The organism is Streptomyces sp. NPDC031466 (assembly GCF_055581265.1).
The window spans coordinates 96156-122401 of sequence record NZ_JBVIJT010000016.1; the positions used below are offsets into that span (position 1 = coordinate 96156).

The following is a 26246-nucleotide window of genomic DNA, read 5'->3' on the forward strand; positions in this document are numbered from 1 at the left end:
CCCATAAGTACTCAAAAGTGTCTAGATACGGCCAGAAGCGACCTACACGCATGCACGAATGATCCCCCGTTGCCCCCTGAAGCAACCCTCACAATCGCGTCGCCGGACCCCGCCGGGCTCACTGGAAGCCCGTGGAGATCCGGCGACGTCCGGTTGTGGCGGCGGTGCCGTCGGCGGCGCCGGAGCGACGAGACGGCTGCCGCGAGGCGCGTGCACCGCGGGCGCGGTCAGTGTTCGCGGGGAGCGGGCACGACGCGCTCCACCTCCGGGTGGACGGTGAGCAGCTGCCGCATGGCGGCCTCGGCTCCCGCGCCGTCACCCGCCGCGAGGGCGTCCACCACGCGCGAGTGGTGCACGAGGGAGCTCTCGGTGGGACGGTCACAGCCGGCGACCGGGCCACCGGAGACCTGGAGGGCGGCCGAGACGATGCCGGAGAGGTGCTCCAGCATGCGGTTGCCGGCGACCTGGATGAGCAGCGAGTGGAACTCCGCGTCGGCGCGCGAGAAGGTGAGCGAGTCACCCTGCGTCAACGCGTGGCCCATGATCTCCACCATGTCGGCGAGTCGCTGCTGCATCTCCTCGCGGCCGTGCCCCGCGGCGAGGCGGGCGGCGAGCGGCTCGATCATCCAGCGCAGCTCGCCGAGCTCGCGCCGCTGATCGTCTCGCTGTGGCCCGAAGGCCCGCCACTCGATGATGTCCGGATCGAGCAGGTTCCAGTCGCTGACGGGACGCACGCGCGTGCCGACGTTGGGCCGGGCGCTGACGAGACCTTTCGCCTCCAGGACGCGCAGCGACTCGCGCACGACGGTGCGGGAGACCTCGAAGCGCTGGCCGATCTCCTCGGGGACGAGCGGGCGGTCGGCGCCCAGGTCGCCGGAGACGATCATCTGACCCAGCTGTTGGACGAGTTGGCCATGGAGCCCGCGGCCCCGGCTTCCGGACGCGCGCCGGCTCACGCGTCCCAGGTCGTGGTCGGCGCCGTCCCATGCGGGGGCGACCACGCGGTCGGCGCCGCCGGAGGGCTCGGCGAAGGGGTAGCGGTCGAGGTCGCCCGGGCCGGCGAGACCGGAGTCGGCGGAGCGGGCGGTGGTCATCATGGTGTGCGCAAGGGTACTCACGGATCATTTGTCGGCGTGGCCTCCAACTCCCTTGAGGTCTTTGGTGAAAAGCACACGAAAGGGTGATCGCTTACCCCGCCGCAATTGACGCCTTATCGGAAAGAAATGAGCGTCGTCCCAGGAGTTGCGCACAGCCCCGGAACGGAAGGCGGCGGACCGCCGTCAGCGGACCCTGCCGCGCACCGCCGTGAGCACATAAGCGCAGAGCAGAGCGGTCAGCGACAACGTCAGGGCACCACCCACAGGTTGTGCGACGACGCGGACGCCGCCCGCCACATACCGCTCCGCCCCGAACGGCCATTGCATCAGCAGGAGGTTCCTCAACCGCCCCGGCAGTCCGGCCGCGGATCGCACAGCAGGACCCTCAACGGCCTTTTGTACGAGAGGTACGACGATGATCGGCACCGCCAGCACCGCGGCAAGCCCCGCTGTCGTGGACCGGAACACGCCGGCGGCCAGCACGCCCGCCCAGGCGCACCCTGTCACCAGGGCCGCCCAACTCGCTGCCATGGGCACCCAGTCGGCGGGAACTCCGGCGAGTTCCTCGCCGTATACAAGGTGAAGCAGCGCGGCGTCGGTACCGGCCGTGAGTGCACCCAGCAGCAGCGCGGTGGCGGCGGCGACGAGCAGTTTGGCGACGAGGAGCCCCAGTCGGCGCGGGACGGTGCCGCGGTCGGCGGCGAGGGCAGGGTGACGAAATTCGTCGCCGAAAGCGAGAGCACCGAGCAGTCCGGCCCCAAGGGCCGCGGGGGGCAGCGGCAGATCCTGGGGCCAGGCGGCGAGAAGGCGGGGCTGGGGCGTGTGCCCGGCTCGCGCCAGGAAGACGCAGATCAGGGCCGAGGCGGCAAGGACGGCGGCCAGCGTGAGGTAACCGGTCCCCACGCCGGCGAGGCGCCGCAGCTCGTACCGCAGCGGACGGAGGGGGCTGCGGCCCGGGCGCACGGTGATGGGCGGTGGCAGGGACGAGACAGATCCCTGAGCGGTGAGTGAGGCGGAGGCGGCAGCGGAAGCAGGAGAGGCAGGCGAGGCGGCAGCGGCGGGGGCCGGGGAAGAAGCAGGCGAGGTGGCGCCGGAGAGCGCCCGCTCGCCGCTCGCGGGCAGGGCCGTGTCGTCCGCCCCCGGCGGGCTCGACGCCGGGGGGTGGTGCCCTTCTGGTCGGACTTCAGGGGGCGTGTCGAGGGTGGCCTCACCTCCGAGGGAGGCGATGGGCCGGGGGCTCGGCGGCTCTGGTCGCCCCGCGGCCCCGGAGGGCCGTGCGGGCCCGGCGTCACCGACCTCGTCGGCGAGTTGGTGGATGAGAATGCCGTGCCGGTAGGCGGTCTCCCCCACGTCAGCGCAGTTGCTGCCGTAGACGGAAAGCCGGTTGCCGCCCTCGCTGACCACCTCGATGGAACACTGCCGCGCGCGGGCCTCCTTGGCGAGGAGCGCGCCGAGACGGGCCGCGTAGGGGCTCAGGACGGCGACCCGGGGCCGCAGCCTGGTCCGGGCGAAGTCCACGGCGTCCTGGTCCGCGACGAGCCGCCCCGCCTCCAGCGTGACGACGCGGTCGGCGGTCCGTGCCGCCTCCTTGGGGTCGTCCGTGGTGAACAGGACCGTCCCGCCCTGGCCCGTGTGCGCACGCAGGATCTCGTGCAGCCAGGCTCCCTCTCGGTGCGAGAGCCCGTCGGTCGGCCCGTCCAGGACGAGCGTGTGCGGGTCGGCCAGCAGGGCGCAGGCCAGCCCCAGGCGGCGGTCCATGCCGCGCGAGAGGGTGCCGAGGCGCTGGTCCCGGAGGCTGACGAGCCCCACGGCCTCCAGGACGTCGTCGGCGCGCTGGACAGGTACGCCGGCAGCGGCACACAGCATGCGCAGATGTCCGCGGACCGAGCGGGCCGGGTGCCCGGGGACATCGCCCAGGAGGACGCCCACCTCACGCGATGGATGGGCGATGCGGTGCAGGGGGCGACCTCTGAAGTACGTGACGCCCCGGCCCTGTTGGAGTTCGAGCATCAGCCGCAGCGCCGTGGTCTTGCCGGCGCCCTTGGCGCCGAGCAGCGCCGTGACACGGCCGGTGCGCGCCTCGAAGGACACGTCGTCGACGGCGGGCGGGAGCTCCTGGCGGGGGTTGCTGGTCAGTCCGATGGCCTGGATCATCGCTTCTCTCGCAGGATGTGCGACCGCTCGGCGGCCGGGACCGTCCGCCGGATCAGGGACGGGCGAACCCCGTGGGTACTCCAGCAAGATAACGCGACATTTCCCGCTTTTCGGGCAGGAGGTGGGCCGCTGGTGTCCTCCGGGCGAGGCACGGCGCAGGAAGTAAACGAGCTGCGGCGCTCAGACTTCCGGGCGCAGCATCGGCGGGTTGAGGAGCGTCGCCCCTCCCGCGCGGAAGAGTTGGGCGGGGCGACCGCCCTGCCGGGTGGTGGTGCCGCCCGTGGGCACGAGGAAACCCGGGGTGCCGGTCACCTTGCGGTGGAAGTTGCGCGGGTCGAGAACGACGCCCCAGACCGCCTCGTACACGCGTCGCAGCTCTCCGACGGTGAACTCCGGTGGGCAGAAGGCCGTGGCGAGTGACGAGTATTCGATTTTGGAACGGGCGCGCTCCACGCCGTCCGCGAGGATCTGCGTGTGATCGAAGGCGAGCGGCGCGGCCGGCTCACCGTCGCGCCCGAATGCCGCTTCGCCGAGCAGGGCCTCCACCGGTGCCCAGCGTGCGCTGTGCGCGTCGCCGCCTGCCCGGGGGGCGGGCAGGTCGGGAGCGAGCGCGAGGTGTGCGACGCTCACCACCCGCATCCGCGGATCCCGCTCGGGGTCGCCGTAGGTGGCGAGCTGTTCCAGGTGCGCTCCGTTGGCCTGCGCCGGAGTCCGGGGGTCGTGGGCGCACAGACCCGTCTCCTCGACGAGTTCGCGCGCCGCCGCGGCCGAGAGGTCCTCGTCAGGACGTACGAATCCTCCGGGGAGCGCCCAACGCCCCTGGAACGGCTGCTCACCGCGCCGCACGGCCAGCGCGCAGAGGGCGTCACGGCGCACGGTCAGCACGACCAGGTCGACGGTGACGGCGAAGGGCGGGAAGGCCGACGGGTCGTAGGGGGGCATGCCGCGATCATAGTCGTCTGCCTGACGATAAACATCTCCTTCGCCCACGTCTTCCGGCCCGGTTCTTCGCGCCGTCGCCCTGCCCCGCCTCCGCCCTCGCCCCGGACCCAAGCTGGGGAGCCGCCGATTCAGACACCCAACTGGAGACCTTCGGCCGCCTCCTCGACCATGGCGAGGCCCAGTCGGCTCACGCGTACGGAGAACGGGGCGCCCGCGACGCTCAGTGCGGTCAGCCCCAGCTCTCCCAGGGGGACGCTGCGGACCGGACCGAGCGTCACTGTGCCGGCCGGTGCGTCGGGACGGATCCCGACGAGCGCTGTGAGGGCATGCACCCCGGCGGCCGCGGCGGTCGCCGCCGGACGGCAGGCCGTCGGGTGCGGCAGCGGAGCCCCGCCCTCGGAGCGCTGCTCCCCCGCGTACATCTCGGGCAGCCGGTGACCGAAGCACTCGGATGCCGCGAGCATCCCCCGCAGCAGGGAGCCGGCCTCCTTCTCGTACCCGGCCGCCGCGAGACCCGAGACGGCGACCACCGTCTCCTGTACCCGGACCGCACCACCCCGGTGCCCGAACGGGTTGTACGCGGCCTCTTTGGACCCCAGACTGCGCAGGCCCCAACCGGAGTCCATGGCGGGCCCGCCGAGCAGCCGGGCCAGCTGTTCGGTCTGCACCTTGTCGAGCAGCCCTGGGGCGAGCGTCCCGGACCCGAGCAGGCCGGTGTCCAGGAGGTGGGCCGCTCCTCCGGCGAGGTGCGGCACGAGACGGCCGTCGCCCAAGCGGGCCATGGCAGGTCGGCCACCTGCCCGGTCCTCCACCCAGAACTCCGCCCGGAACGCGGACCGCAGCCGCCGGCCCCACTGCCGCAGAGCCGCACCGCCCTCGATGCCGTACGCGTCCAGCAGGTCGGCGCCGAGCAGTGCGGCCCGATGCGCGTGCGCCTGGATCTCGCAGCGCGCCGGCCCGCCCGGGTCGGCATCCGGCAGGAACGTGCCGTCGCCGACCGCGGCGCGCAGCCACCGCAGGCATCTCTCCGCCGCGGGCAGCAGTGCCTCCACTTCCTGCTCGGGCAGCCCCCAGCGTCGCGCCTCGGCGAGGAGCACGGGGAAGAGCAGCGTGGCTTCGATGCCGGTGCAGCCGGGCGGCAGATGCGGGCCCGCGTCCCTCAGCGGCCCCGGGATCATGCCGGACCGCGCTCCGGGGCCCGCGAGTTGGCTTCGGGCGAGGGTGCGCAAGGTACCGGCGGCGACTCGGGTGCCGAGGGGCAGGGCCATGCGGGCGGCGGCCAGTGCCTCGGCGGGAGCCAGTCCGCAGCGCCAGGGAGCGCCCGCCGCCGGGTACATGTCGGTGGGATGGTCGGGGTCCCGCAACAACAACGCCCGTAGGTCCTCGACGGACCGGGCGAGCAGCGGCTGGACTCTGGGGTCGTCCCCGACGGCGCTCGCCGTGGTGAGGGAGCGCTTCGTTCCGTGGCCCGTCGCACGGAACGGCCCGGCGCTGTCGACCCTCACCCGCAGCTCCACGCTCCGGGAAACACCCGGTGGCAGGTCCAGTTCCCACCGCAGCAGCCCTGCCGAGGCCAGGGCGTCCGCGGGCGCCGGGTCTGCGGTGACCGTGCAGCGGGCCGTGGCGGAGGACCATCGCATACCGGAATCGTGCACGTCGGCGGGCAGTTCGGGGCCGGCTCTGCCGGAGGCGACGAGTCCCAACTCGGCGAGGTCTGTGCCGAGCGAGATCTCTACGGGCAGCCGCAGGGGGCGCTCGGACGCGCTGTGCAGGGTGATCCGCTCCGTGCCGTCCGCGTGACGCACCCGTTCGACGACGATCTCCGGGTCGGGACGGGCATCGGTCGACAGGCGCAGCGTCGCCACGAAACGGGCACTGTCCGCCGAGAGCATGCGGGCCTGCACGGCGACCGGCTCTCGTCCCGCCACCCGTAGCTGACAGCGCGACAGGACGCGGCGACCCGAGCGGTAGAAGCCCTCCAGGCCACGGCCCGTCAGCTGCCCCTGGTCCGTCGAGATGGCGAAGGCGGGCAGGGCCACGCAGATCAGGGCCGTGTGTGCGGGCGGAAGCTCGACAGTGGGGCGCAGCGCCAGAGCCGGTGCGCCGGGCGGACGTGGAGCACCGGGACGGAACGCGGGGGTAGACGCGGCCCGTCGGGGCCCCTCTCTGTCGGACGCGGGAGACGGAGCGGAAAGGGACATGGGGCGGCTTCTTCGGCGTTGTCTGCGCTACGGAAGGTCGGAGGCGGTGCAACGGCGGCGCGACCCTGCCGCACGTACCGCCACTCAGGTGAACGGACCTGCCCCGCCGCAAGTCACGCTTCCTCGGCAGGAAGCCGACCACCCGGAGCCAACTTCGTATGGACGCCACTGCCGCGCGCAGCCGCGCCGCCCTTCCTGACCACCCGGCCCACCACCGGGGGAACGCGCTCATCGGCCGGGCCTCGCACCGCGCCTGACCACCCGCCGATTCCGGGGTCCTGCACCGGGGGCGCCGGAGGGGCGGAGGTTGCCGGGGCCCCCTGGGGAGCCGGGGCCGCCGGCACTCCGCAGGTCGCTGCCGCCTCCCGGCAGGTGCGGCGGCCGGCGGCGGCGACGGCGGGAAGCACCTTCCTGCGCCCTCCCCCGCTGCTCTCCCGAGGCGCCTGCCTCCAACAGGCGGGTGGTGTCCGGCGCTTCGGGCGTGCTGCTCGGGGATGCCGTGCCCTGTGCCCCTGCCGCCGGTTCGAAGACCGTGCCCGGATCGGGCTCGTCATCGGGCTCCTCGCGCTTCCCGCGCAGGCAGCGACGGATCGGCTCCGGGTCCATGTCCTCACCGCACGCCTGGAGCAGGAGCAGGGCGAACATGTACTCGGAGTCGGCGCACAATGCCATGGCCAGGGCCTCCCGGCCTTCCGTGAGGTCGCCGAGGGACCAGGCGACCCAACCGGCGAGGGAGAGGGGCGCCGCGGCGTGTTCCCCGTACGCGCCGACGCAGCGTCGGGCCAGGGCTCGCCAGAGCCGCAGGGCGGAGGGTGCCTCGTCGCCTTCCATCCACTCCGCGGCCCGGTCGCGTGTCGTGCGGTCCTGGAGGCCGATGATCAGTGCGGCCGCTTCGTCGTGCGCGATCAGTTCATCGTCCCTGGTGTCCGCCTCGCGCGCCCCGGAGGCAGGTGGTGCGGCGGCCAGTCGCCCCATGACCCGGCGGGCCAGGTCGAGCGTCTCGGCTGCGACGACGCGGGCCTCCTGAGTCAGCATCCTCGGGATGAGCGTGAGGCCGGCCGCGTCCAGCGCGCGTTCCTGCTCGACCGCCGCGGCGGTTCCCCAGGGGATGAGCCGCGCCCTGATGTCTCCCTGCGCCGCGACCGGCCGCAGACCCACGTAGGTCGCGGCGGCCGCTAGGACCGAGGTGCCCGGCCGGAGCAGCGGAATGCCCTGGGGCGGACAGCATCGGACGTCCGGGCAGCAGTAGGTCCAAAAGCGGTCTCCCGAGATGCACACCACTTCGAACACCGGGACGTCGAGGGCACCGCATGCGGTGCGCAGCACCTGGGCGAGCGGCCGCAGGCGTTCCACCACCTGTTGCCCGGTCTCGGCCGCGCCCGGCTCCTGGCAGAGGAAGGCGACGATGCCGTCGGGGCGGGCCCCCCTTCGCTCGCAGCCTCCCACCAGGCAGTGGGCCAGCTGCTCCGCGACGGAGGGCCAGTCCTCCGCGCGCTCGGGGATGCCCAGCCGCACGCGGCCGCCGAACCGGCCGCGCTCGCCGTGCAGGGCGATGAGCACGACGCTTTCCTGGGGCTTGAAGCCGAGCAAGTACGGCAGGGCATCGGCCAGTTCAGCGGGGGTGCGCAAGGTGACGACGGGCTCACCGAACGGGTCACTGGTCGGGCCACCGCCGTCCGTCTCGATGGCAGGGTCCCCGGAAGGGGACGCGTCGTCCGGCTCGATCGGGCCGATTGCTTCGCTGTGATTCGTCATGCGCCGACTGTCCCGCAGATCGCGGAATTCCGGTTGCCCCTGTGGATAACTCTGATCAGGGGCACGCCAAGGGCGGGCCGAGCCCGGTCGAGGGTTATCCACAGCCTCCCCGAAAATCCCGTGCGCCCGTCAGGATGTGAGCACTGATGCGGGCGGCGACAGCGCGTGTACGTACCGAGCACGAAGGGAGGGCCGGGGCAGCGGTTCAGCCCGCTGCCGCGAGGACCAGGGGAAGCACCTGTTCGCTGCCCGACTGGCGCAGCAGACGGGCGGCGACGGCGAGGGTCCAGCCGGATTCGGTGTAGTCGTCCACGAGCAGAACGGGGCCCGGGGCGGCCCGCAACGCGGCGGCCAGCTCCTCGGGGACCGCGAAGGCACCGGAAAGCGCCCGGAGGCGCTGGGCGGAGTTGCTGCGGCGAGCCGTGTGCGCGCCGTCCGGGCCCGTGTACGCGAGGGTGCCGAGGAAGGGAAGGCGGCCGACGGACGCGATTCCTCGGGCGAGGGAATCGACCAGCTGCGGCCGGGACAAGGACGGCACGGCCACGACTCCCACCGGTCGGGCGGAGGCGTCCGGGACGTTCGGCGCCCAGCCTCCGGGCGAGCGTGCCCAGTCGGCGAGCACGGACACCGCCGCCCGCAGGACGTCATCGGGGACCGGGTCGTCGGGCGCGTTCTCCGCCAGCAGCGGGCGCAGCCGGTTTCCCCATCCGATGTCCGAGAGCCTCCCCAGGGCGCGTCCGGTGGCGCACTGTTCCTTGGCCGGGATCCGTCCCTTGAGGCTGATGCCCAGAGCCGGCATGCCCGTCGGCCACATCCGGCGCGGCTCGATCTCCACTCCGGGTCGGTCCAGTTCCTTCGCCGCACCGGTCAATGTCTCCCGCGAAACGGAGGAATCGGCCCACGCGCCGGCGCAGTTGTCGCAGCGGCCGCACGGGGCCGCGCCCTCGTCGTCCAGCTGCCGGCGGAGAAACTCCATCCGGCACTCGCCGGTGCTCACGTAGTCGCGCATGGCCTGTTGCTCGGCCGCGCGCTGCCGCGCCACCCAGGCGTATCGCTCCGAGTCGTAGGCCCATGGCCGGCCCGTGGACGTCCAGCCGCCCTTGACCCGCTTGACCGCTCCGTCCACGTCCAGCACCTTCAGCATGGTCTCCAGGCGGGTGCGCCGAAGGTCCACCGCCGCCTCCAGGGCGGGTACGGACAGCGCACGTCCCGCGTCGGCGAGGGTGGTCAGGGTCTGGCGCACCTGAGCCTCGGGCGGAAAGGCCGTATCGGCGAAGTAGCGCCAGATGGCCTCGTCCTCCTGGCCGGGCAGCAACAACACGTCGGCGTGCTCGACACCGCGGCCCGCACGGCCGACCTGCTGGTAGTAGGCGATCGGCGAGGACGGCGAGCCGAGGTGGACCACGAAGCCCAGGTCCGGTTTGTCGAAGCCCATGCCGAGCGCGGAAGTCGCCACCAGCGCCTTGACCCGGTTCTCCTGGAGGTCGATCTCGGCCTGGAGGCGGTCGGCGTTCTCCGTGCGCCCCGTGTAGGAGGCCACCTGGAAGCCACGCTGCCGCAGGAAAGCGGTGGCCTCCTCGGCCGCCGCCACGGTGAGGGCGTAGATGATCCCCGACCCCTGCAGCTCGTCCAGGTGCTCGGCGAGCCAGCCCAGCCGGTGCGCGGCGTCCGGCAGCCGCACCACGCCCAGCCGAAGACTCTCCCGCTCCAGCGGACCGCGCAGCACCAGGGCCTCGCCCGCGCCGGTGCCCAACTGCTCGGCCACGTCCGCGGTGACACGCGCGTTGGCTGTCGCGGTGGTGGCCAGCACCGGCACACCGGCGGGCAGCTCGGCGAGCATCGCCCGCAGGCGGCGGTAGTCGGGGCGGAAGTCGTGCCCCCAGTCGGAGATGCAGTGTGCCTCGTCGACGACGAGCAGGCCGGTCGTGGCCGCGAGCTTGGGCAGCACCTGCTCACGGAAGTCCACGGAATTGAGGCGCTCCGGGCTCACGAGGAGCACGTCGGTCTCGCCGCGCTCGACCTCCTCGTAGATGGTGTCCCATTCCTCGGGGTTGGCCGAGTTGATGGTGTGCGCCCGGATGCCCGCCCGTGCGGCCGACTCGACCTGGTTGCGCATGAGGGCAAGCAGCGGCGAGATGATCACCGTGGGGCCGGAGCCACGGCGCCGCAGCAGGGCGGTGGCGACGAAGTACACGGCCGACTTGCCCCAGCCCGTGCGCTGCACCACCAGAGCCCGCCGACGCTCCTCGACCAGGGCCGCCACCGCCTGCCACTGGTCCTCCCGCAGGCGCGCGGAACCCCCCGGATCGCCGACGAGCTCGGCGAGGATGGCATCGGCTTCGGTGCGGAGCGCATGGTTGTCCATGGCCCCATGCAACCCGATGCCACCGACAATCGCCCAACGCGGACGGCAGCGGTGTGGCCCTCGGTCCTGGTCGTGCGGGGCTGAAGGGAGCATCGAAGGGCCGCGAGCTGGGCAGGGATATACACGACGCATCACCTGATACCGGCGTACGGCCCCAATTGCTCGTTGCCGCGAGTCCACGCGACGGGAAGAATTGGAACCGCATCCCGCGCGGTTCCCACGGCCCGGCAGGGCTGTGCCGCGGTGCGCCCCCAGCCCGACCCCCGCCCTCCGTAGGGGCGCGTAGCCGAAGGGAGGACCGTGACCTTCGGAATCACTCCGTCCGACGCGGCTTCGCCGCCGCAGCCTTCGCCGCCGACCGAGATGTCCGCCGATTCCGCCCACCGACTGGCCCGGATGCTCGAACCGGCGGAGTGGTCCGCTGCGGGGATCCCCTTGCTGCGCAACCCGCGTGAGATCGTCAGCGGGCTGCACTCCCGACATCGACCCACACCCACCACAGCCGTCGTGGCCGTGCTGGATCAGGACGAACGGCTGTGCGCGAGCGCCTCGTTCAGCCGTCGCGTGAGTGTCACGGACGGCTGGATCTTCCGCAACACGCTGCTCTCACAGCTGCGCCGGATCATCCCGCACGATCTGCGACGCCGAACCCCGGTGCGGACCGCCGTGCTGCTCCACTGCCGTGAAGGGGACGGGCGTTGGACCCAGGAGGACGGCGCCTGGATGTGGGGCCTGCGGGACGCCTGCACGTTGCACGGTCTGCGCTGCGGCGCGTACATCACGCTGACGCGGGACGGTTGGCAGGTGCTCGGCGAGGGGCGCGGTGGGCGCAGACCGAGCCTCGGCTCGCAGCCCGAGGCGTTGGCCGGGGCCGATCTGCCGGGGCCTCGTACCGGAGGCGCCGCTTCGGATGTGCTCCGGCGCGCGGCGGCACGCTGACCACCGGCCCCGACGTCGCCCCCTGCGCGCGGGCCGTCACGGGCCCCACGGCACGGTGGACACCGTACGGCGCCTTGTGATCGCCGTACGGGCCGCACCGGCCGACGTACTGCCCCGCCGTGTGTCCGATGCCGGGACGCACGGAGGTGCCGGGACGCGAGGACGCGGGTCGCCTGAGCGTCAGACGCCCGCGCCCAGCATCGAGTTGATCCGCTGCGGGTCGCCGCACACGATCAGCAGAGTCCCTGCCCGGCTCACAGCGGTCGGCAGCGCCGCGAGCGCCGCCTCTTCGCTGCCGCCGTTCACGGCGACGACGACCACCGGCCGGGACGCCGCACGGCTCAGCGCGGCGGAGTCGGCGTAGAAGACGTCGTCGCCCGCGTCGTGCTGCGCCCAGTAGGCGGCTTCGCCGAAGGACAGCTCGTGCGTGGCCCACGGATGCGGATCGCCGGTGGTGACCACCAGGACGTCCCCGGGCGCGCGCCCGGAGTCGAGGAGGAGGTCGACGGCCTCCTCGGCCGCGTCCAGCGCGCCCTCGGCCGAGGCCGGGATCAGCTGGATCTGCGGGACCGAGGCCGCGGAAGGACGGTCGGCGGGCGCTGCCGGAGCGACCGCTCCAGAAGTGGTCGCTCCGGGAGCAGCCACTCCGGAAGCAGTCGCCGCAGGAGCGGCCACCGCGGAGGCGGTCACTGCGGAAGCGGCCGCGGGGGCGGACGGCGCGGGCTTGGCGCCCGGGTCGCGCGGCGTGCGCTGCGCAGGCGGCATCGGCCGGGCAGGACCCGGGCGGCCGGGGCGCGGCGAGGCCGCGGGACGCGGGCCTGGTACGGGGCGGGGGGTCGGCGCGATGCGGCCACTGGCCGGCGTGACGCGGGGACCCTGGGCACTCTCGTGAATCTGAGGCTCCTCGGGAATGAGAGGCATGATGTGTTGTCTATCAAACGCCGATGCGACTCGCGTCGGCGGGTGGCACAGGAGTGCGACCGGACGTGCCGGAAAAAGGTCAGAACTCAAAGCCGAGCTGACCCTCGATTTCCGGAACGTTTCCGTCCGCCCAGCTGCGGGCCTTCTTGAGGTGCCGCCACTGGGGCAGCGCATCAAGATACGCCCACGAAAGCCGGTGGTACGGGGTGGGCCCCCGCTCCGCCAGCGCGGCCTTGTGCACCGGCGACGGATAGCCGGCGTTGGCCGCAAAACCGAAGTCTGCATGTTCGATGCCCAGTTCGGCCATCATTTTGTCGCGCCGAACTTTGGCGATCACCGAAGCCGCGGCGACGGCCACACAGGACTGGTCCCCCTTGATCACCGTACGGACCCGCCAGGGAGTGCCGAGGTAGTCGTGCTTGCCGTCGAGAATGACCGCGTCCGGACGGACCGGCAGCCCCTCCAGCGCACGCACCGCGGCGAGCCGCAGCGCGGCTGTCATCCCCAGCTGGTCGATCTCCTCGTGCGAGGCGTGGCCGAGGGCGTGCGCCGTGACCCAGCTCTCCAGCTCCGCCGCGAGCGCGGTGCGCCGCTTGGGAGTGATCAGCTTGGAATCGGTGAGCCCTTCGGGCGGCCGGCGCAGTCCGGTGACCGCCGCGCAGACGGTGACGGGACCCGCCCAGGCACCGCGGCCGACCTCGTCGACACCGGCGACGATCTTCGCTCCGGTGGTGGCGCGCAGGGAGCGCTCGACGGTGTGGGTGGGTGCTTCGTACGGCATGGCGCCAGATAGCCTACGCCGCCGGGGGCCGCTCGCGACACCCAGGTCTCCCCCGCTCGCCGCGGGGCCCTGGGGGGCTCGTCGGGCCGGCCGCCGCGCCCGCCTCTCAGGGGCGCAGCAACGGCACCATCACCTGGTCGATCAGGGCCTCGAAGTCCTCGTCCCGCCATTCGCTCCCGCACACCTTCGAGCGATACATGAGCATGGCCGGAATGACGTCGCACACATAGTCGTCCGTGCCGTCCGAGCGCACCTCTCCGCGCTCGATTCCCCTACGTACGACTTCCTTGATCTGCTTTACGCTCGGTTCGATGAGGCCCTGGAAGATCACGTCATGGAAATGCTCGGCCGTCGCTGTGTCGCATTCGTGAAGCACGGCGCGGAGGGCGAACCCGGGACGCGAAAACATCGCCGCCCGCATTCTCGCGCACAGCGCCAGAAGATCCTTCCGGACGCTTCCGAGGTCCGGTGCACCGTCGAGCCCCGGCAGCGCGGCGCGCAGGGCGTCCGCGACGAGGTCCGCCTTGGACGGCCAGCGGCGGTAGACGGCGGCCTTGCCCGTCTGCGCGGCCGCGGCCACGCCCTCCATCGTGAGCCCGCTCCAGCCGACCGTGCCGAGCTGTTCCAGGGCGGCGTCGAGGATCGCTTGTTCCAGGACGGCGCCCCGGCGCCGCGGGGCAGCCGTCCGGGCGGGAGTAGCCGCCGTCCAGCGCGAAGCAACCATCGCCTTCTCTCCGTCGAGCCAGCATGTCGGCGCGCCGACCCCGGGGGCGGGCCCCGCGGCACCGCGCCTTCGCCCAGCATGCCAGGCCGGCGGGTGCCCTTCGATGGCTCTGTGTCCGGTATTACCTGTCGGCGATCACTTGGCGGCCGGTGCGGGCGGGGCCCCCGTCGGGTGGGGCGGAGGGAACGGTTCCGTGCCGTTGAGGTGGTCCGGCCTTGAGGCGGTAACACGCTGAGGCAGCGGCGCATCGAGGTGGCGGCCCGCGATCATCTCAACGGCACGGCACCGCCGCAGCCCCCGACACAGCCGCCGTGTGAGGGCGCCCACAGGGCGTCCAACTCGCCCTGTCAATGCTTGCGTTCGCGGGAGCGGGCTCGATACCGTCCCTCGTAGTGAACGGCTGCGTTCACTAATTCACTTCCGGGGGAAACGCTCGTGACCCACGAACAGATCCACACGCACTCATCCGCGCCCGAGCCCCATCGCGACGCCCGCCCCGCACACCCCGGCATCGCCCTCACCGTGATCGCCGCGTGCCAGTTGATGGTCGTGCTCGATGCCACCATCGTCAACATCGCCCTGCCCCAGATACAGACCGCGCTGGACTTCTCCACCAGCGACCTCACCTGGGTGATCAACGCCTACGCCCTCACCTTCGGCGGACTGCTGCTGCTCGGCGGACGCGCCGGGGACCTGCTCGGCCGCCGCCGCATGTTCATCACGGGCATCGCCCTCTTCACGCTCGCCTCGCTGCTCGGCGGCTTCGCACAGGAGCCCTGGCAGCTGCTCGCGGCCCGCGCGCTGCAGGGCGTCGGTGGCGCCATCGCCTCACCGACCTCCCTCGCGCTGATCGCCACCACCTTCCCCGAAGGACCCGAACGCAACCGTGCCTTCGGCGTCTTCGCCGGTGTCTCCGCGGGCGGTGGCGCCGTCGGCCTCCTCGCGGGCGGTGTCCTCACCGAGTGGCTGGACTGGCGGTGGGTGCTCTTCGTCAACGTGCCCATCGGCCTGGTCATCGCCGTCCTCGCGCCGCGCTACATCAGGGAGTCCGAACGCCATCCCGGCCGGTTCGACCTGACCGGCGCGCTCACCTCGACGCTCGGCATGGCCTCTCTCGTCTACGGCTTCATCCGCGCCTCGGAGGAAGGGTGGCGCGACGACCTCACCCTCATCTCCTTCGCCGCCGCGCTGGTGCTGCTCGCCGCGTTCGTCCTCGTCGAGCGGCGCACCTCGCAACCGATCACGCCCTTGCGCCTCTTCGCGGACCGCAACCGCTCCGGCACCTACGCGATCATGCTCAGCCTCTCCGCCGCGATGTTCGGCATGTTCTTCTTCATCGTGCTCTTCGTGCAGAACGTGCTGCACTACAGCCCCGTCGAGGCCGGCCTCGCCTTCCTGCCCGTCGCCGCCGCGATCGCCGTCGGCGCGGGGCTCTCCAGCAGTCTGCTGCCCCGCCTCGGCCCGAAACCCTTCATGGTGGTGGGCTGCCTGCTCACGGCCACCGGGATGGCCTGGCTCACCCTTCTCGACCCCGGCAGCTCCTACCTCGGCGGCCTGCTGGCCCCGATGCTGCTCTTCGGCATCGGCATGGGCCTGAATTTCGTCACCCTCACCCTCACCGCCGTGTCCGGCGTCTCCGACAGCGAGTCCGGTGCCGCGTCCGGCATGCTCAACGCCACCCAGCAGGTGGGTGGCGCGCTTGGCCTGTCCATTCTCACCACCGTGTTCAGCAACGCGGCCAAGGACGAGGGCAGGACCCAGACCCAGAAGTTCTTCGCCGAGGCCACACTGGAACAGAAGGCCCGTTTCGCCAAGACCCACAAGCTGCCCGCGCCGTGGGGCGACACGGTCCTCAGCCATGGCATCGGCAACGCCTTCATCGCCGCCGCCGCGATGGCCGTCGCGGCTGCGCTCGTCTCCCTCTTCGTCATCCAGGTCCGCAAGAGCGACCTGGAAGCACTGAGCGGCAAGGCGGGTGCGTCAGCCCTCTGACCGTTACGAGGGGTACGTCGAGAGGTAGCGTGAAGGCTCCGGGAAGCCCCGAGTCACCCCTGTCCGCCGGGCACCCAGCCCGGCAGCGCCTCGGTCCGCTTCAGCCACTCCACGGGCGGCGCGCCTGCCTCTCCCGCGGCGATCACACCGCCCACGATGGCGCAGGTCGTGTCCATGTCGCCACCGACCTGCGCGGTGTCCCAGATCGCCCGCTCGTACGCGCCGAGCCCGCGCGCGGCCGACCACAGTGCGAACGGCACCGTGTCGTGGGCGGTCGTACGGCGCCCGCATCCGAGGACCGCGGCGACCGTGCCCGGGTCGCCGTAGTCGAGCATGTCCCGCGCCCTGCGCAGCCCGGCCCCGACCGCACTGCGCGGAACCAGCGCGATGACCCCGTCGAGGAGCGCCTGCGGCGTGGGCGGCCCCTGGGGAGAGGCCGTCAGCGCCGCGGCCGCGGCCACCGCCATGGCCCCGACCACGGCCTCCCGGTGCTGATGCGTGGGGTAGGCGGAGATCTCCGCCTGGTGTGTCGCCTGCTCCGGGTCGTCCGCGTACCAGGCGCCGAGCGGGGCGATGCGCATCGCGGCGCCGTTGCCCCAGGAGCCCTGGCCCTTGAAGAGCGCGGAGGCCAGCTCCCGCCAGTCCCCGCCCTCGCGGACCTGCCGCAGCAGTCGGTTCACGGCAGGGCCGTAACCCCGGTCGAAGTCGTGGTGCTCGGCGAAGGACCGGGCGAGCGCGTCCTGGTCGATCCGGCGGTGCTCGGCCAGAACGGCCAGCACGGAGCAGGCCATCTCGGTGTCGTCGGTCCACTGCCACGGCGCGTCCGGCAACTGCCGGTGCTTGAGCAGTGGGTAGTGCGCGGGAACGAAGAACTGGGAGCCCAGCGCGTCCCCCACCGCCAGTCCGCGCAGGCTGGCCAGTGCGCGCTCCAGGCGCCGGTCGGGAGAGGAGTCAGCGGTCATCGCCCTGCCACTCTATCCGGTGATGCCGTACGGCTCTGGCTCACGCCAGCGCTCGAACGGTCGGTCCAGCGCGTACTTGCCGTCTTCGCCCAGCACCAGCATCCTCATCTCACCGTTCCCGGGGTTGGACAGAGATTCGAACTCGGCCACCGACCAGTGGAACCACCGCATGCAGAACAGCCGCATGGTGAGCCCGTGCGTGACCAGCAGGACGTTCGGCGGATGGTCGGGGGCCTCGAAGCTGCGGTAGAGGCTCTCCAGGAAGGCTCCCACCCTGTCGTAGACATCGGCTCCGGACTCGCCCTGCGCGAAGCGGTAGAAGAAGTGCCCGTACGCGTCCCGGTACGCCTTCTGCAGGCGCACGTCGTCCCGGTCCTGCCAGTTGCCCCAGTCCTGCTCCCGCAGCCTGGGCTCCTCGCGCACCCGCACCAGCTCGGGGTCGAGGCGGAACGCCTGGAGCGTCTCGTGGGTGCGGCGGTACGGCGAGACGTACACGCTCACCCGCTCCCGCCCGAGCACTTCCCTGAGCTGTTTGCCTCTCTCCTCCGCCTGCGCCCACCCCGCCTCGGTGAGGGCGAGCGCGTGATCGGGCTCGCGCTCGTACACGGTGTCGTCGGCGTTTCCCGCCGACTCGCCGTGCCGGACCAGGATGATGCGCCGCGGGCGTGCCATGCGGAAACCCTAGATCGGGGCGCCGTCGGGTGACTCAGGCGGGTAGCCGTCCGGACTCCATCCGGCGTATTCGACCCGTGAAACGCCGGCGCAGTGACCGGTCGTGCGAGACGACGACCAGCGCCCCGGTCCACTGATCGAGCGCGGTCTCCAGTTCCTCGACCAGGCCGAGTGCCAGGTGATTGGCCGGCTCGTCGAGGAGCAGCAGATCAGCGGGCCGGGCCAGCAGCCGCGCGAGGGCCAGCCTGCGGCGCTGTCCGGCGGAGAGCGCCCCCACCGGGACGTGCAGGTCGCGTGCCCGGAACAGCCCGAAGGAAAGGAGCAGATCCCTCTGCTCCTCCTCGGTCAGCCCGAGGCCTTTGCCGAACACTTCGAGCACGCTCTCGGCGGGGCGCCGTGTCGGTATCTCCTGCGCGAGATAGCCGATCCGTCCTTTGCGCAGGACGGTGCCCGCGTCAGGTTCCAGGACGCCCGCCATGGTGCGCAGCAGGGTGGACTTCCCCGCGCCGTTGCCCCCGTGGATCAGCAGTCGTTCGCCGGCGGACACCGTGAGCTCGTCCACGGCCAGGCGGTCGCCCACGCGCACGTCCCGCAAGGTCACCAAGGCCCCTTCGGCGGCGCCTGCCATCGGGCGCGCCGCGAACCGCAGCGGCTCGGGAGGCTTGGGCACCGGCTGCTCCTGGAGCCTGCGGAGCCGCTCCTGCGCGCTGCGCACCCGGCCCGCGACCGATGCCTGAACCCGGCCGCCCGCACGGTCGTAGGCCATTTTGTTGTTGTCCTTCATGGCACGGCCGCCGGCGACGGCATGCGCGGTGGTCGCCATGAATTCCTGGAGCCGGTTTCTCTCCTCGCACCACTGTGCGTATTCCTGCTCCCAGCGCGCCCGGGCGGCTGCCCGCTCGGCGAGCAGTCCCTGATATCCACCGCCGTGGCGTACGACCGTCCTGCGGTCGGCGTCCACCTCGAGGATGGCCGTGGTGACCCGTTCCAGGAAGGTGCGGTCGTGGGAGACGGCGACCACGGTCCCGCGATGCGCGGACAGGGCGCCCTCCAGCCAGTCGAGCGCGCCCTCGTCCAGATGGTTGGTCGGCTCGTCCAGGAGCATGACCTCCGGTGCGGCCGCGAGGAGGCAGGCCAGTCCCAGCCGCGCCTGTTCGCCGCCGGACAGACTGCCCAGAATCCTGTCCCTGCCGATGCGTCCGAGCCCCAGCCCGTGCATCGCCTTGTCCACGCGCGCGTCGGCCTCATAGCCGCCGCGCGATTCGAACGTGGTGAGGAGGTCTCCGTACTCCCCCAAGGCGCGTTCCGAAGCGGAACCCAGCTCCGCCTCCAGATCGCGCAGTCGCCGCTCCATGGCCCGCAGGTCCGCCAGAGCCGCGTCGATCGCGTCACCGACACTGTGATCGGCGGGCAGGCTCGGAGTCTGCGCGAGCAGAGCCGCCCCGCGCTCCGCGACCGTCACGACCTCGCCCTCGTCGGGGCGTTCGTCACCGGACATCAGGCGCAGCAGCGTGGACTTGCCCGCGCCGTTCTCCCCCACGACGCCTATGCGCTCGCCCGGCCTGATCGCCAGGGACACCCCATCGAACAACAGCCGCTCGCCATGGGCCTTGGTCACGCCGTGCAGAGAGATCTGAGTAGGCAAGGGCACCCCCGGGTTTCACATTCACGCCACACAAACGCAACTCATGTCGCATTACGACGAGTGTGGCACAGTGTCACTGCTAACGCAACAGAGGTTGCACTTGTTCACCCGGACCCGGATCCGGGCGCCCACGCCCCTCAGCTCCGAGAGCAAGACCCCGATAGGACGATCTCCCCTGCACGGGGAGCGACGGAGAGGAACGCCATGACGGACAAGGTGGCCGCGACCGGCGAGAAGGAACCGGCGGCCAACGCCGCGCCCGGCACGCGCCGCCCCGGCGGCCGCACCGCCCGCACCCGTGCCGCCGTGCGCGACGCCGTGCTGAGCGGCCTGGCCGATCACGGCTACCCCGGGCTCACCGTCGAGTACGTGGCCGATCACTCGGGGGTCCACAAGACCACGCTGTACCGCCGCTGGGGCGGCCTCGAAGGGCTGGTCGCCGACGCGCTGGACCTGGCGGGCGAGGACACGTGGACACCGCCGGACACCGGGAGCCTGGAGGGTGATCTGCGCGAGCTGGCTCGCGAGGTGGTCGACTCCTTCTCCGACGAGGCGAAGGCCGCGGCGCCCACCGCCTTCGTCGCCGCGGCCTTCCAGTCGGAGCGGGCCGCCGAGGCCCTCCACGCCTTCTACGCCGAGCGGTTCAGCCGCTGTGAGGCAGTCGTGGCGCGGGCCGTGGAGCGCGGCGAGGCCACCCCCGACATCGACGCGGCGGCGCTCGTCCGCGCCGTGTCGGCGCCCCTTCTGCTCCGCGTCTTCATCACACGGGAGCCGATCGACGCGGCGCTGGCCGACCAAGCGGCGGCAGCGGCGATCGCCGCGACCCGCGAGGGTGCCTTCACCCGCAGGTGACACCGGACCCGCGAGAGCCGGGACTCAGACGATCCAGGACGGTTCCAGCTGCACGATGTCCCCGGCGAGCGCGGAGACATCCGCGTCCGTCTGCGCGCGCAGCGAAAGGCGTTCCACCCGCTCGGCCCGGTACTTCCCGTGCTCGGCGGCGGAATGCCACATGGAGAGCACGAGGAATTCGTGCCCCGGCGCCTCTCCGAAGAGCCCGCGCACCATTCCGGGCGAGCCGGCCATCGCCGGGTTCCAGACCTTCTCCTGCATCAGGGCGAAGTGCTCCACCCGCGCTGCGCGGACCCGGCAGTGCGCGACCCGTACGACGTCGGCGCCCGTGAACCGCGGCTCGAAGCCCGTCTTCACATCGAAACGGTGATCGAAGAGCTTGGCCTGAAGGTCCTTGTACGTACCCGTCTGCGCGGCCGCGAGGCGATCGTGCGAGCGGGCCATGAAGGAGTCGTAGAAGGCGCGGCTCTCCCAGAAGGCAAAGACATGGGCGACGCCCGGCCGCCCTCGGCTCCACCCCCCGCCTTGCCCCCGGAACCCCGGCTCCCCCAGAAGCCCCGCCCACTTTCGCTGCCCTCGCTCGAACCCCCGACGGTCGATCACGGTGCAGCGAATCCACTTGACCAGCACCGCGCCATCGTACGGCGCGGAGCGCGGCCGGGGTCACGCTCCGGCGTAGTGCACCCTGATCAGCTCGGCCGAGTCGGCGTCGTCCAGCTCGATCCCGAACTCCCGATCGAGGACGCCCCTCAATTCGCCCACAGGAACGTCTCGTTCAGTCACCGAGCCGTCCGGGAACGTGACGCTCAGCTGGTCGCCCGTCAGTCTGCGGCGCGCGTCCGGAGCGACCCTCTGCACCACCGGGCGCCGGATGAACGACGACTTGGGGTGGGTCGACGTGTAGTGATTCATCACTACGTAGTCAACGGGAAGGCGTGACTCCTGGGTGTAGGCGTACAGGTCGAACCAACCGTCGGAGCGCCATGTCTGCAGGACCAGCGCCCCGTCCTCCTCCTGCCGGGTCCGAAAACGCCACTCTCCTTGTCGCACCTCCACCCCGTCACGCATAGGGATCGGTTCGAGCAGCCCGTCACCGCCGAACCCGACGTCGCAGTGCCACTGTTCGCCGTCCGCCTCGACCCTCAGGAGCATGTGCGTCACCGCGCGCGTGGTGGACGCTCCCCCTCGGACGCGCGCCCCAAGTCCCCTGACGCCGAAGCCGATACGTTCGAGAGCCGCCGCGAAGAGGAGGTTCTGTTCGTAGCAGTAGCCGCCCCGCCGCCCGCGCACCATCTTGTCCTGCAGCGCGGCCAGGTCCAGCGGTACGGGACGGCCGAGCATCATTTCCAGGTTCTCGAAGGGAATCGCCATCACATGCGCTCGGTGGAGCGCACGCAGGGTGCCCAGATCCGGCTTCGTCCCGCCTGTGTGCCCGAGTCTCGCCAAGTAGGCGTCGAAATCGAGTTCTTCCCCGTTCCATGTCATGGCGCAATGATCTCCAGGGGTAGTGCCGGATGCCAACCAGCTGGCGCGGCCGCTCCGTTGGGTGTGCCTGACCAGGGACGCTACGCCGTTGTCAGTCCTGCGTCGTAGCGTGTGGGTGGGACATGCCTGGCGTCCCGCAGCGCCCAGGTCACGAGGAGGGGGAAGTCCAGTGAGCAGTGTCAGCAAGGGAATCAGGAAGGTCGAGATCGGTCTGAAGTGGGACCCGAGCCCGGCCGGCTCGTCGTCCAACGATCTCGACCTCATCGCGGCGACCTACACGTCGGACGACCCGTACGGAGCCCCGGAGTACCTCGTGCACTTCGACAGCCGCTCACCGGACGGCACCATCGCGCTCAACCGTGACAGCCGGACGGGGCAGGGCTTCGGTTTCGACGAGGTCATGGTCCTGGAACTGGACCGCCTCGCGCCGAGGTACTCCCGCGTGGTGGTGGGGGTCGCGATCCAGCAGCAGGAAGATCCCAAGGCCTTCGGCGACATCCCGAACACGGCGGTGCGGATCCGCGAGGGCTACACGGAGCTGGCGCAGAGTGATCTGGCCGACGTCGCCGCGTGCACGGCCACGACGGTGGCCGAGTTCACCCGGAACGAAGCCGGGGCGTGGGCGTTCCGCAAGGTCGTCCACGGCTTCGACGGCGACTTGGAGACGTTCACCGCCGCCATGGGCGGCAAGCACTGACGCCCTGGGACAAGCCCCCCCGTGCACGCCGGAGGGGACCGACGCATCGCGTCGATCCCCTCCGTGATGCCCTCAGTCGGCGGCCGCCACCGGTGAGCGGCGGCCGCCGTCCGTCAGCGGGCCGCTGACCTCAGCTGCAGCCGCTGGTGGAGCCGCAGCCCTCGCAGATGTAGCAGGAGCCCGCCCGCTGCATCTTCGTGCCGCAGGAGAAGCACAGCGGGGCGTCCGCCTGGATGCCCAGCTGCATCTCGACCAGCTCGGCGCTGGTGTGTGCCTGCTGCGGGGCGGGCTTGGCCGCCTCGGCCTCCGCCTTCGGCGTGGCGACGGCCTTCAGGGACTCGGTCTGGCGCGGAGCCGACTGGGCCAGCCCCTCGACGTCCACCTCGGAGTCCTCCAGCGACGGCTCGTAGGAGCCGGTCTCCAGGTGACGCTGACGCTCCTCGGCGGAGTGGATGCCGAGCGCGGAGCGCGTCTCGAAGGGCAGGAAGTCCAGCGCCAGGCGGCGGAAGATGTAGTCGACGATCGACTGCGCCATCCGCACGTCCGGGTCGTCCGTCATACCGGCCGGCTCGAAGCGCATGTTCGTGAACTTGGAGACGTACGTCTCCAGGGGCACGCCGTACTGCAGACCGACCGAGACCGCGATGGAGAAGGCGTCCATCATGCCCGCGAGGGTCGAGCCCTGCTTGGACATCTTCAGGAAGACCTCGCCGAGACCGTCGTCCGGGTAGGAGTTCGCGGTCATGTAACCCTCGGCGCCACCCACCGTGAAGGAGGTGGTGATGCCGGGACGGCCCTTGGGGAGACGCTTGCGGACCGGGCGGTACTCGACCACCTTCTCGACCGCGGCACGGATCGTGTCCTCGGCCTTCTCGGTGATCTCGGTCTTCTCCGCCTCCTTCTTCTTGGCGGAGAGCGGCTGGCCGACCTTGCAGTTGTCGCGGTAGATGGCGAGCGCCTTGACACCCATCTTCCACGCCTCGAAGTAGACCTCTTCGACGTCCTCGACGGTGGCGGTCTCCGGAAGGTTGACCGTCTTGGAGAGGGCGCCCGAGATCCACGGCTGGATCGCGGCCATCATGCGGACGTGGCCCATCGCGGAGATGGAACGCTCGCCCATGGCGCAGTCGAAGACCTCGTAGTGCTCGGTCTTCAGGCCCGGGGCGTCGATCACATTGCCGTTCTCGGCGATGTGGGCGACGATCGCCTCGATCTGCTCCTCCTGGTAGCCCAGGCGACGCAGGGCCTGCGGCACGGTGCCGTTGACGATCTGCATCGAGCCGCCGCCGACGAGCTTCTTGAACTTCACCAGCGCGAGGTCGGGCTCCAGGCCCGTGGTGTCGCAGGACATCGCGAGACCGATGGTGCCGGTCGGCGCGATGACGGACGCCTGGGAGTTACGGAAACCGTTCTTCTCACCGAGGCGGATCACGTCCTGCCAGGCCTCCGTGGCGGCGGCCCAGATCGGCGTGTCCAGGTCGTCCACGCGGATCGCGGAGGCGTTGGCGTCGGCATGCTGCTTCATGACGCGCTTGTGCGGCGTGGCGTTGCGGGCGTAGCCGTCGTAGGGCCCGACGACCGCGGCCAGCTCGGCGGAGCGCTTGTACGACGTACCGGTCATCAGCGACGTGATGGCGCCGGCGAGGGCACGGCCGCCGTCGGAGTCGTACGCGTGACCCGTCGCCATCAGGAGGGCGCCGAGGTTGGCGTAGCCGATGCCGAGCTGGCGGAAGGCGCGGGTGTTCTCGCCGATCTTCTGCGTCGGGAAGTCCGCGAAGCAGATCGAGATGTCCATCGCGGTGATGACCAGCTCGACGACCTTCGAGAAGCGCTCGGCGTCGAAGGACTGGGTGCCCTTGCTGTCGTCCTTCAGGAACTTCATCAGGTTCAGCGAGGCGAGGTTGCAGGACGTGTTGTCCAGGTGCATGTACTCGCTGCACGGGTTCGAGCCGTTGATCCGGCCGGACTCCGGGCAGGTGTGCCAGGCGTTGATCGTGTCGTCGTACTGGATGCCGGGGTCGGCGCAGGCCCAGGCGGCCTCGGCCATCTTGCGGAAGAGCGACTTGGCGTCGACCTCCTCGATGACGTCACCGGTCATCCGGGCACGCAGGCCGAACTTGGAGCCAGACTCCACGGCCTTCATGAACTCGTCGTTCACGCGGACCGAGTTGTTGGCGTTCTGGTACTGGACGGACGTGATGTCGTCGCCGCCCAGGTCCATGTCGAAGCCCGCGTCGCGCAGGGCGCGGATCTTCTCCTCTTCCTTCACCTTGGTCTCGATGAAGCCCTCGATGTCGGGGTGGTCGACGTCGAGGATGACCATCTTGGCCGCGCGGCGCGTGGCGCCACCGGACTTGATGGTTCCCGCGGAGGCGTCGGCACCGCGCATGAAGGAGACGGGACCCGAGGCGTTGCCTCCGGAGGAGAGCAGTTCCTTGGAGGAACGGATCCGGGAGAGGTTCAGGCCGGCGCCGGAGCCGCCCTTGAAGATCATGCCCTCTTCCTTGTACCAGTCGAGGATCGACTCCATGGAGTCGTCGACGGCCAGGATGAAGCAGGCGGACACCTGCTGCGGCTGGGGCGTTCCGACGTTGAACCAGACCGGCGAGTTGAAGCTGAAGATCTGGTGCAGGAGGGCGTACGCCAGCTCGTGCTCGAAGATCTCGGCATCGGCGGGCGAGGCGAAGTAGTCGTAGTCCTCGCCGGCCTTGCGGTAGGTCTTCACGATGCGGTCGATCAGCTGCTTGAGGCCGGTCTCGCGCTGCGGGGTACCGACGGCCCCGCGGAAGTACTTGCTGGTGACGATGTTGACCGCGTTCACCGACCAGAAGTCGGGGAACTCGACGCCACGCTGCTCGAAGTTGATCGAGCCGTCGCGCCAGTTGGTCATGACGACGTCACGGCGCTCCCAGACCACCTCGTCGTACGGATGCACGCCGGGGGTCGTGTGGATGCGCTCGATGCGCAGACCCTTGGCCTTGGCTCCCTTGGCGCGGGAACCTCGTGCCGGGCCGCTCGTCGTCTCGGTCATGCCGCCTCCCTGTTTCAGGCTAAAACGCCCTGAAGTACCACGTTCTTCCCGTGGCACGGATGTGTATCTGGCGTCGCGGGCATCGCAAACGAAACCCACGACAGGTCTGTGTTCGCCGCCGGCCGGTCGGTCAGCCGGTCAGTCGGCGGCGGTGGCGGGCACCGGGACTTCGACAGTCCCTCCGGCCCCGCGGTCATCCACGACGCGCTCTGCGCCCGCGTCGCGCGGCTCCGCGTCGAGCCGCTGTTCCCTCAGCTCCCCGATCGCGGCCTCGAAGTCCTCGAGCGAGTCGAACGCCCGGTACACGGACGCGAAGCGCAGGTAGGCGACGAGGTCGAGTTCCTGCAGCGGACCGAGTATGGCCAGTCCGACGTCATGGGTAGTCAGCTCGGCGCTTCCGGTGGCGCGCACCGCCTCCTCGACCCGCTGGCCGAGCAGAGCGAGAGCGTCCTCGGTGACCGGCCGCCCCTGGCACGCCTTGCGGACGCCGTTGATGACCTTCGTACGACTGAAGGGCTCGGTGACGCCGCTGCGCTTGATCACCATCAGTGAGCACGTCTCCACGGTCGTGAAACGACGGGAGCAGTCGGGGCACTGGCGGCGCCTTCGGATCGACGTGCCGTCGTCGGTGGTGCGGCTGTCGACCACGCGGCTGTCGGGGTGCCTGCAGAAGGGGCAGTGCATGGAACTTCCAACCCTCCTTGACGGCACGACTCATAAGCCTCAGTGGGCCCTCGGGACCCCTCGAAGCAGCCCCCAGCATAGGCGATCCCTGCGCCTCCGAAGGACCAGGGACCACAACTTCTGGGTCGCTGCCGCAATCCAACCACTAGATCTGGGGTTGAGCCGCTTTTTCGACCCCTAGCGTGTCGCACCGCCCCGAAGGGTGTCAGACCTACGAAGTCGCCCACCGCGACGCCCCGGGCCAGGCGGGACCGGGGCCCGGGGGCAAGCCGGCACGGGGGTCGGTGCGGGGTTGACGGGACACCGGGTGGCAATATGGGAGCACCACCGAGGGGCTCCTGGGCCCA

General features: G+C 71.2%; 20 protein-coding genes. 4 read left to right on the forward strand and 16 right to left on the reverse strand.

All coding sequences use genetic code 11. From position 1 onward, the window contains the following. Positions 1–227 precede the first annotated feature (227 nt). The 6 genes from ACZ5GP_RS32345 to ACZ5GP_RS32370 form a co-directional block, all read right to left on the reverse strand. Positions 228–1118, reverse strand: coding sequence for a FadR/GntR family transcriptional regulator (locus tag ACZ5GP_RS32345; protein WP_468754230.1), 891 nt, complete (start codon positions 1116–1118; stop codon positions 228–230). 162 nt (positions 1119–1280) lie between these two features. After that, a complete protein-coding gene (locus tag ACZ5GP_RS32350) occupies positions 1281–3251 on the reverse strand; it encodes an ABC transporter ATP-binding protein (protein WP_468754231.1) in 1971 nt (656 codons plus the stop codon). A 180-nt stretch (positions 3252–3431) separates the two neighbouring features. Continuing rightward, positions 3432–4193: an NUDIX hydrolase gene (locus ACZ5GP_RS32355; protein ID WP_468754232.1), complete on the reverse strand. Its 762-nt coding sequence runs from the start codon at positions 4191–4193 to the stop codon at positions 3432–3434. Between the two features lie 128 nt (positions 4194–4321). Then, positions 4322–6394 (reverse strand): glycogen debranching N-terminal domain-containing protein, encoded by a 2073-nt coding sequence (locus ACZ5GP_RS32360; protein WP_468754233.1) that lies wholly within the window; start codon positions 6392–6394, stop codon positions 4322–4324. Positions 6395–6622: 228 nt separating this feature from the next. Next, a complete protein-coding gene (locus tag ACZ5GP_RS32365) occupies positions 6623–8149 on the reverse strand; it encodes a DUF4192 domain-containing protein (RefSeq protein ID WP_468754234.1) in 1527 nt (508 codons plus the stop codon). A gap of 205 nt (positions 8150–8354) precedes the next feature. After that, positions 8355–10514, reverse strand: a complete 2160-nt coding sequence (locus ACZ5GP_RS32370) for a RecQ family ATP-dependent DNA helicase (RefSeq protein WP_468754235.1) — start codon at positions 10512–10514, stop codon at positions 8355–8357. Between the two features lie 300 nt (positions 10515–10814). Here ACZ5GP_RS32370 and ACZ5GP_RS32375 point away from each other — a divergent pair, with 300 nt between their 5' ends. Continuing rightward, positions 10815–11453: a hypothetical protein gene (locus tag ACZ5GP_RS32375; protein WP_468754236.1), complete on the forward strand. Its 639-nt coding sequence runs from the start codon at positions 10815–10817 to the stop codon at positions 11451–11453. Between the two features lie 180 nt (positions 11454–11633). On the opposite strand, the gene ACZ5GP_RS32380 is transcribed toward ACZ5GP_RS32375, so the two are convergent. The 3 genes from ACZ5GP_RS32380 to ACZ5GP_RS32390 form a co-directional block, all read right to left on the reverse strand. After that, positions 11634–12374, reverse strand: a complete 741-nt coding sequence (locus ACZ5GP_RS32380) for a hypothetical protein (RefSeq protein ID WP_468754237.1) — start codon at positions 12372–12374, stop codon at positions 11634–11636. Between the two features lie 79 nt (positions 12375–12453). Next, positions 12454–13155 (reverse strand): ribonuclease HII, encoded by a 702-nt coding sequence (locus ACZ5GP_RS32385; RefSeq protein ID WP_468754238.1) that lies wholly within the window; start codon positions 13153–13155, stop codon positions 12454–12456. A 106-nt stretch (positions 13156–13261) separates the two neighbouring features. Continuing rightward, positions 13262–13879, reverse strand: coding sequence for a TetR/AcrR family transcriptional regulator (locus ACZ5GP_RS32390; protein ID WP_468754239.1), 618 nt, complete (start codon positions 13877–13879; stop codon positions 13262–13264). A 450-nt stretch (positions 13880–14329) separates the two neighbouring features. Here ACZ5GP_RS32390 and ACZ5GP_RS32395 point away from each other — a divergent pair, with 450 nt between their 5' ends. After that, positions 14330–15871 carry an MFS transporter gene (locus tag ACZ5GP_RS32395; protein WP_468754289.1) on the forward strand — a complete coding sequence of 514 codons (1542 nt, stop codon included), beginning with the start codon at positions 14330–14332 and terminating at the stop codon, positions 15869–15871. Positions 15872–15924: 53 nt separating this feature from the next. On the opposite strand, the gene ACZ5GP_RS32400 is transcribed toward ACZ5GP_RS32395, so the two are convergent. From ACZ5GP_RS32400 to abc-f, 3 genes are read right to left on the reverse strand one after another with little or no spacing between them, the layout of a single operon-like run. After that, complete coding sequence (locus tag ACZ5GP_RS32400) at positions 15925–16833, reverse strand: ADP-ribosylglycohydrolase family protein (protein ID WP_468754240.1); 909 nt, start codon at positions 16831–16833, stop codon at positions 15925–15927. Positions 16834–16845: 12 nt separating this feature from the next. After that, the gene (locus tag ACZ5GP_RS32405; RefSeq protein ID WP_468754241.1) at positions 16846–17505 is read right to left on the reverse strand and encodes a histidine phosphatase family protein; all 660 of its coding nucleotides are present in this window, start codon (positions 17503–17505) and stop codon (positions 16846–16848) included. Positions 17506–17539: 34 nt separating this feature from the next. Next, entirely contained in the window at positions 17540–19150 is a 1611-nt protein-coding gene (abc-f, locus tag ACZ5GP_RS32410; RefSeq protein WP_468754242.1) for a ribosomal protection-like ABC-F family protein, read from the reverse strand. 204 nt (positions 19151–19354) lie between these two features. On the opposite strand from abc-f, the gene ACZ5GP_RS32415 reads away from it, so the two are divergent. Continuing rightward, positions 19355–20002, forward strand: coding sequence for a TetR/AcrR family transcriptional regulator (locus ACZ5GP_RS32415; protein ID WP_468754243.1), 648 nt, complete (start codon positions 19355–19357; stop codon positions 20000–20002). Positions 20003–20026: 24 nt separating this feature from the next. Here the strand turns inward: ACZ5GP_RS32415 and ACZ5GP_RS32420 are convergent, their stop codons facing one another. Both ACZ5GP_RS32420 and ACZ5GP_RS32425 read right to left on the reverse strand, forming a co-directional pair. Then, positions 20027–20632 carry a YdbC family protein gene (locus ACZ5GP_RS32420; protein ID WP_468754244.1) on the reverse strand — a complete coding sequence of 202 codons (606 nt, stop codon included), beginning with the start codon at positions 20630–20632 and terminating at the stop codon, positions 20027–20029. 33 nt (positions 20633–20665) lie between these two features. Then, positions 20666–21487: an arylamine N-acetyltransferase family protein gene (locus ACZ5GP_RS32425; protein WP_468754245.1), complete on the reverse strand. Its 822-nt coding sequence runs from the start codon at positions 21485–21487 to the stop codon at positions 20666–20668. Positions 21488–21602: 115 nt separating this feature from the next. On the opposite strand from ACZ5GP_RS32425, the gene ACZ5GP_RS32430 reads away from it, so the two are divergent. Continuing rightward, positions 21603–22184 (forward strand): TerD family protein, encoded by a 582-nt coding sequence (locus ACZ5GP_RS32430; protein ID WP_468754290.1) that lies wholly within the window; start codon positions 21603–21605, stop codon positions 22182–22184. 130 nt (positions 22185–22314) lie between these two features. Here the strand turns inward: ACZ5GP_RS32430 and ACZ5GP_RS32435 are convergent, their stop codons facing one another. Together ACZ5GP_RS32435 and nrdR are read right to left on the reverse strand one after the other, a co-directional pair. After that, complete coding sequence (locus ACZ5GP_RS32435; protein ID WP_468754246.1) at positions 22315–25215, reverse strand: vitamin B12-dependent ribonucleotide reductase; 2901 nt, start codon at positions 25213–25215, stop codon at positions 22315–22317. A gap of 138 nt (positions 25216–25353) precedes the next feature. Further along, positions 25354–25899, reverse strand: coding sequence for a transcriptional regulator NrdR (gene nrdR, locus ACZ5GP_RS32440; RefSeq protein WP_358583303.1), 546 nt, complete (start codon positions 25897–25899; stop codon positions 25354–25356). Positions 25900–26246 lie beyond the last annotated feature (347 nt).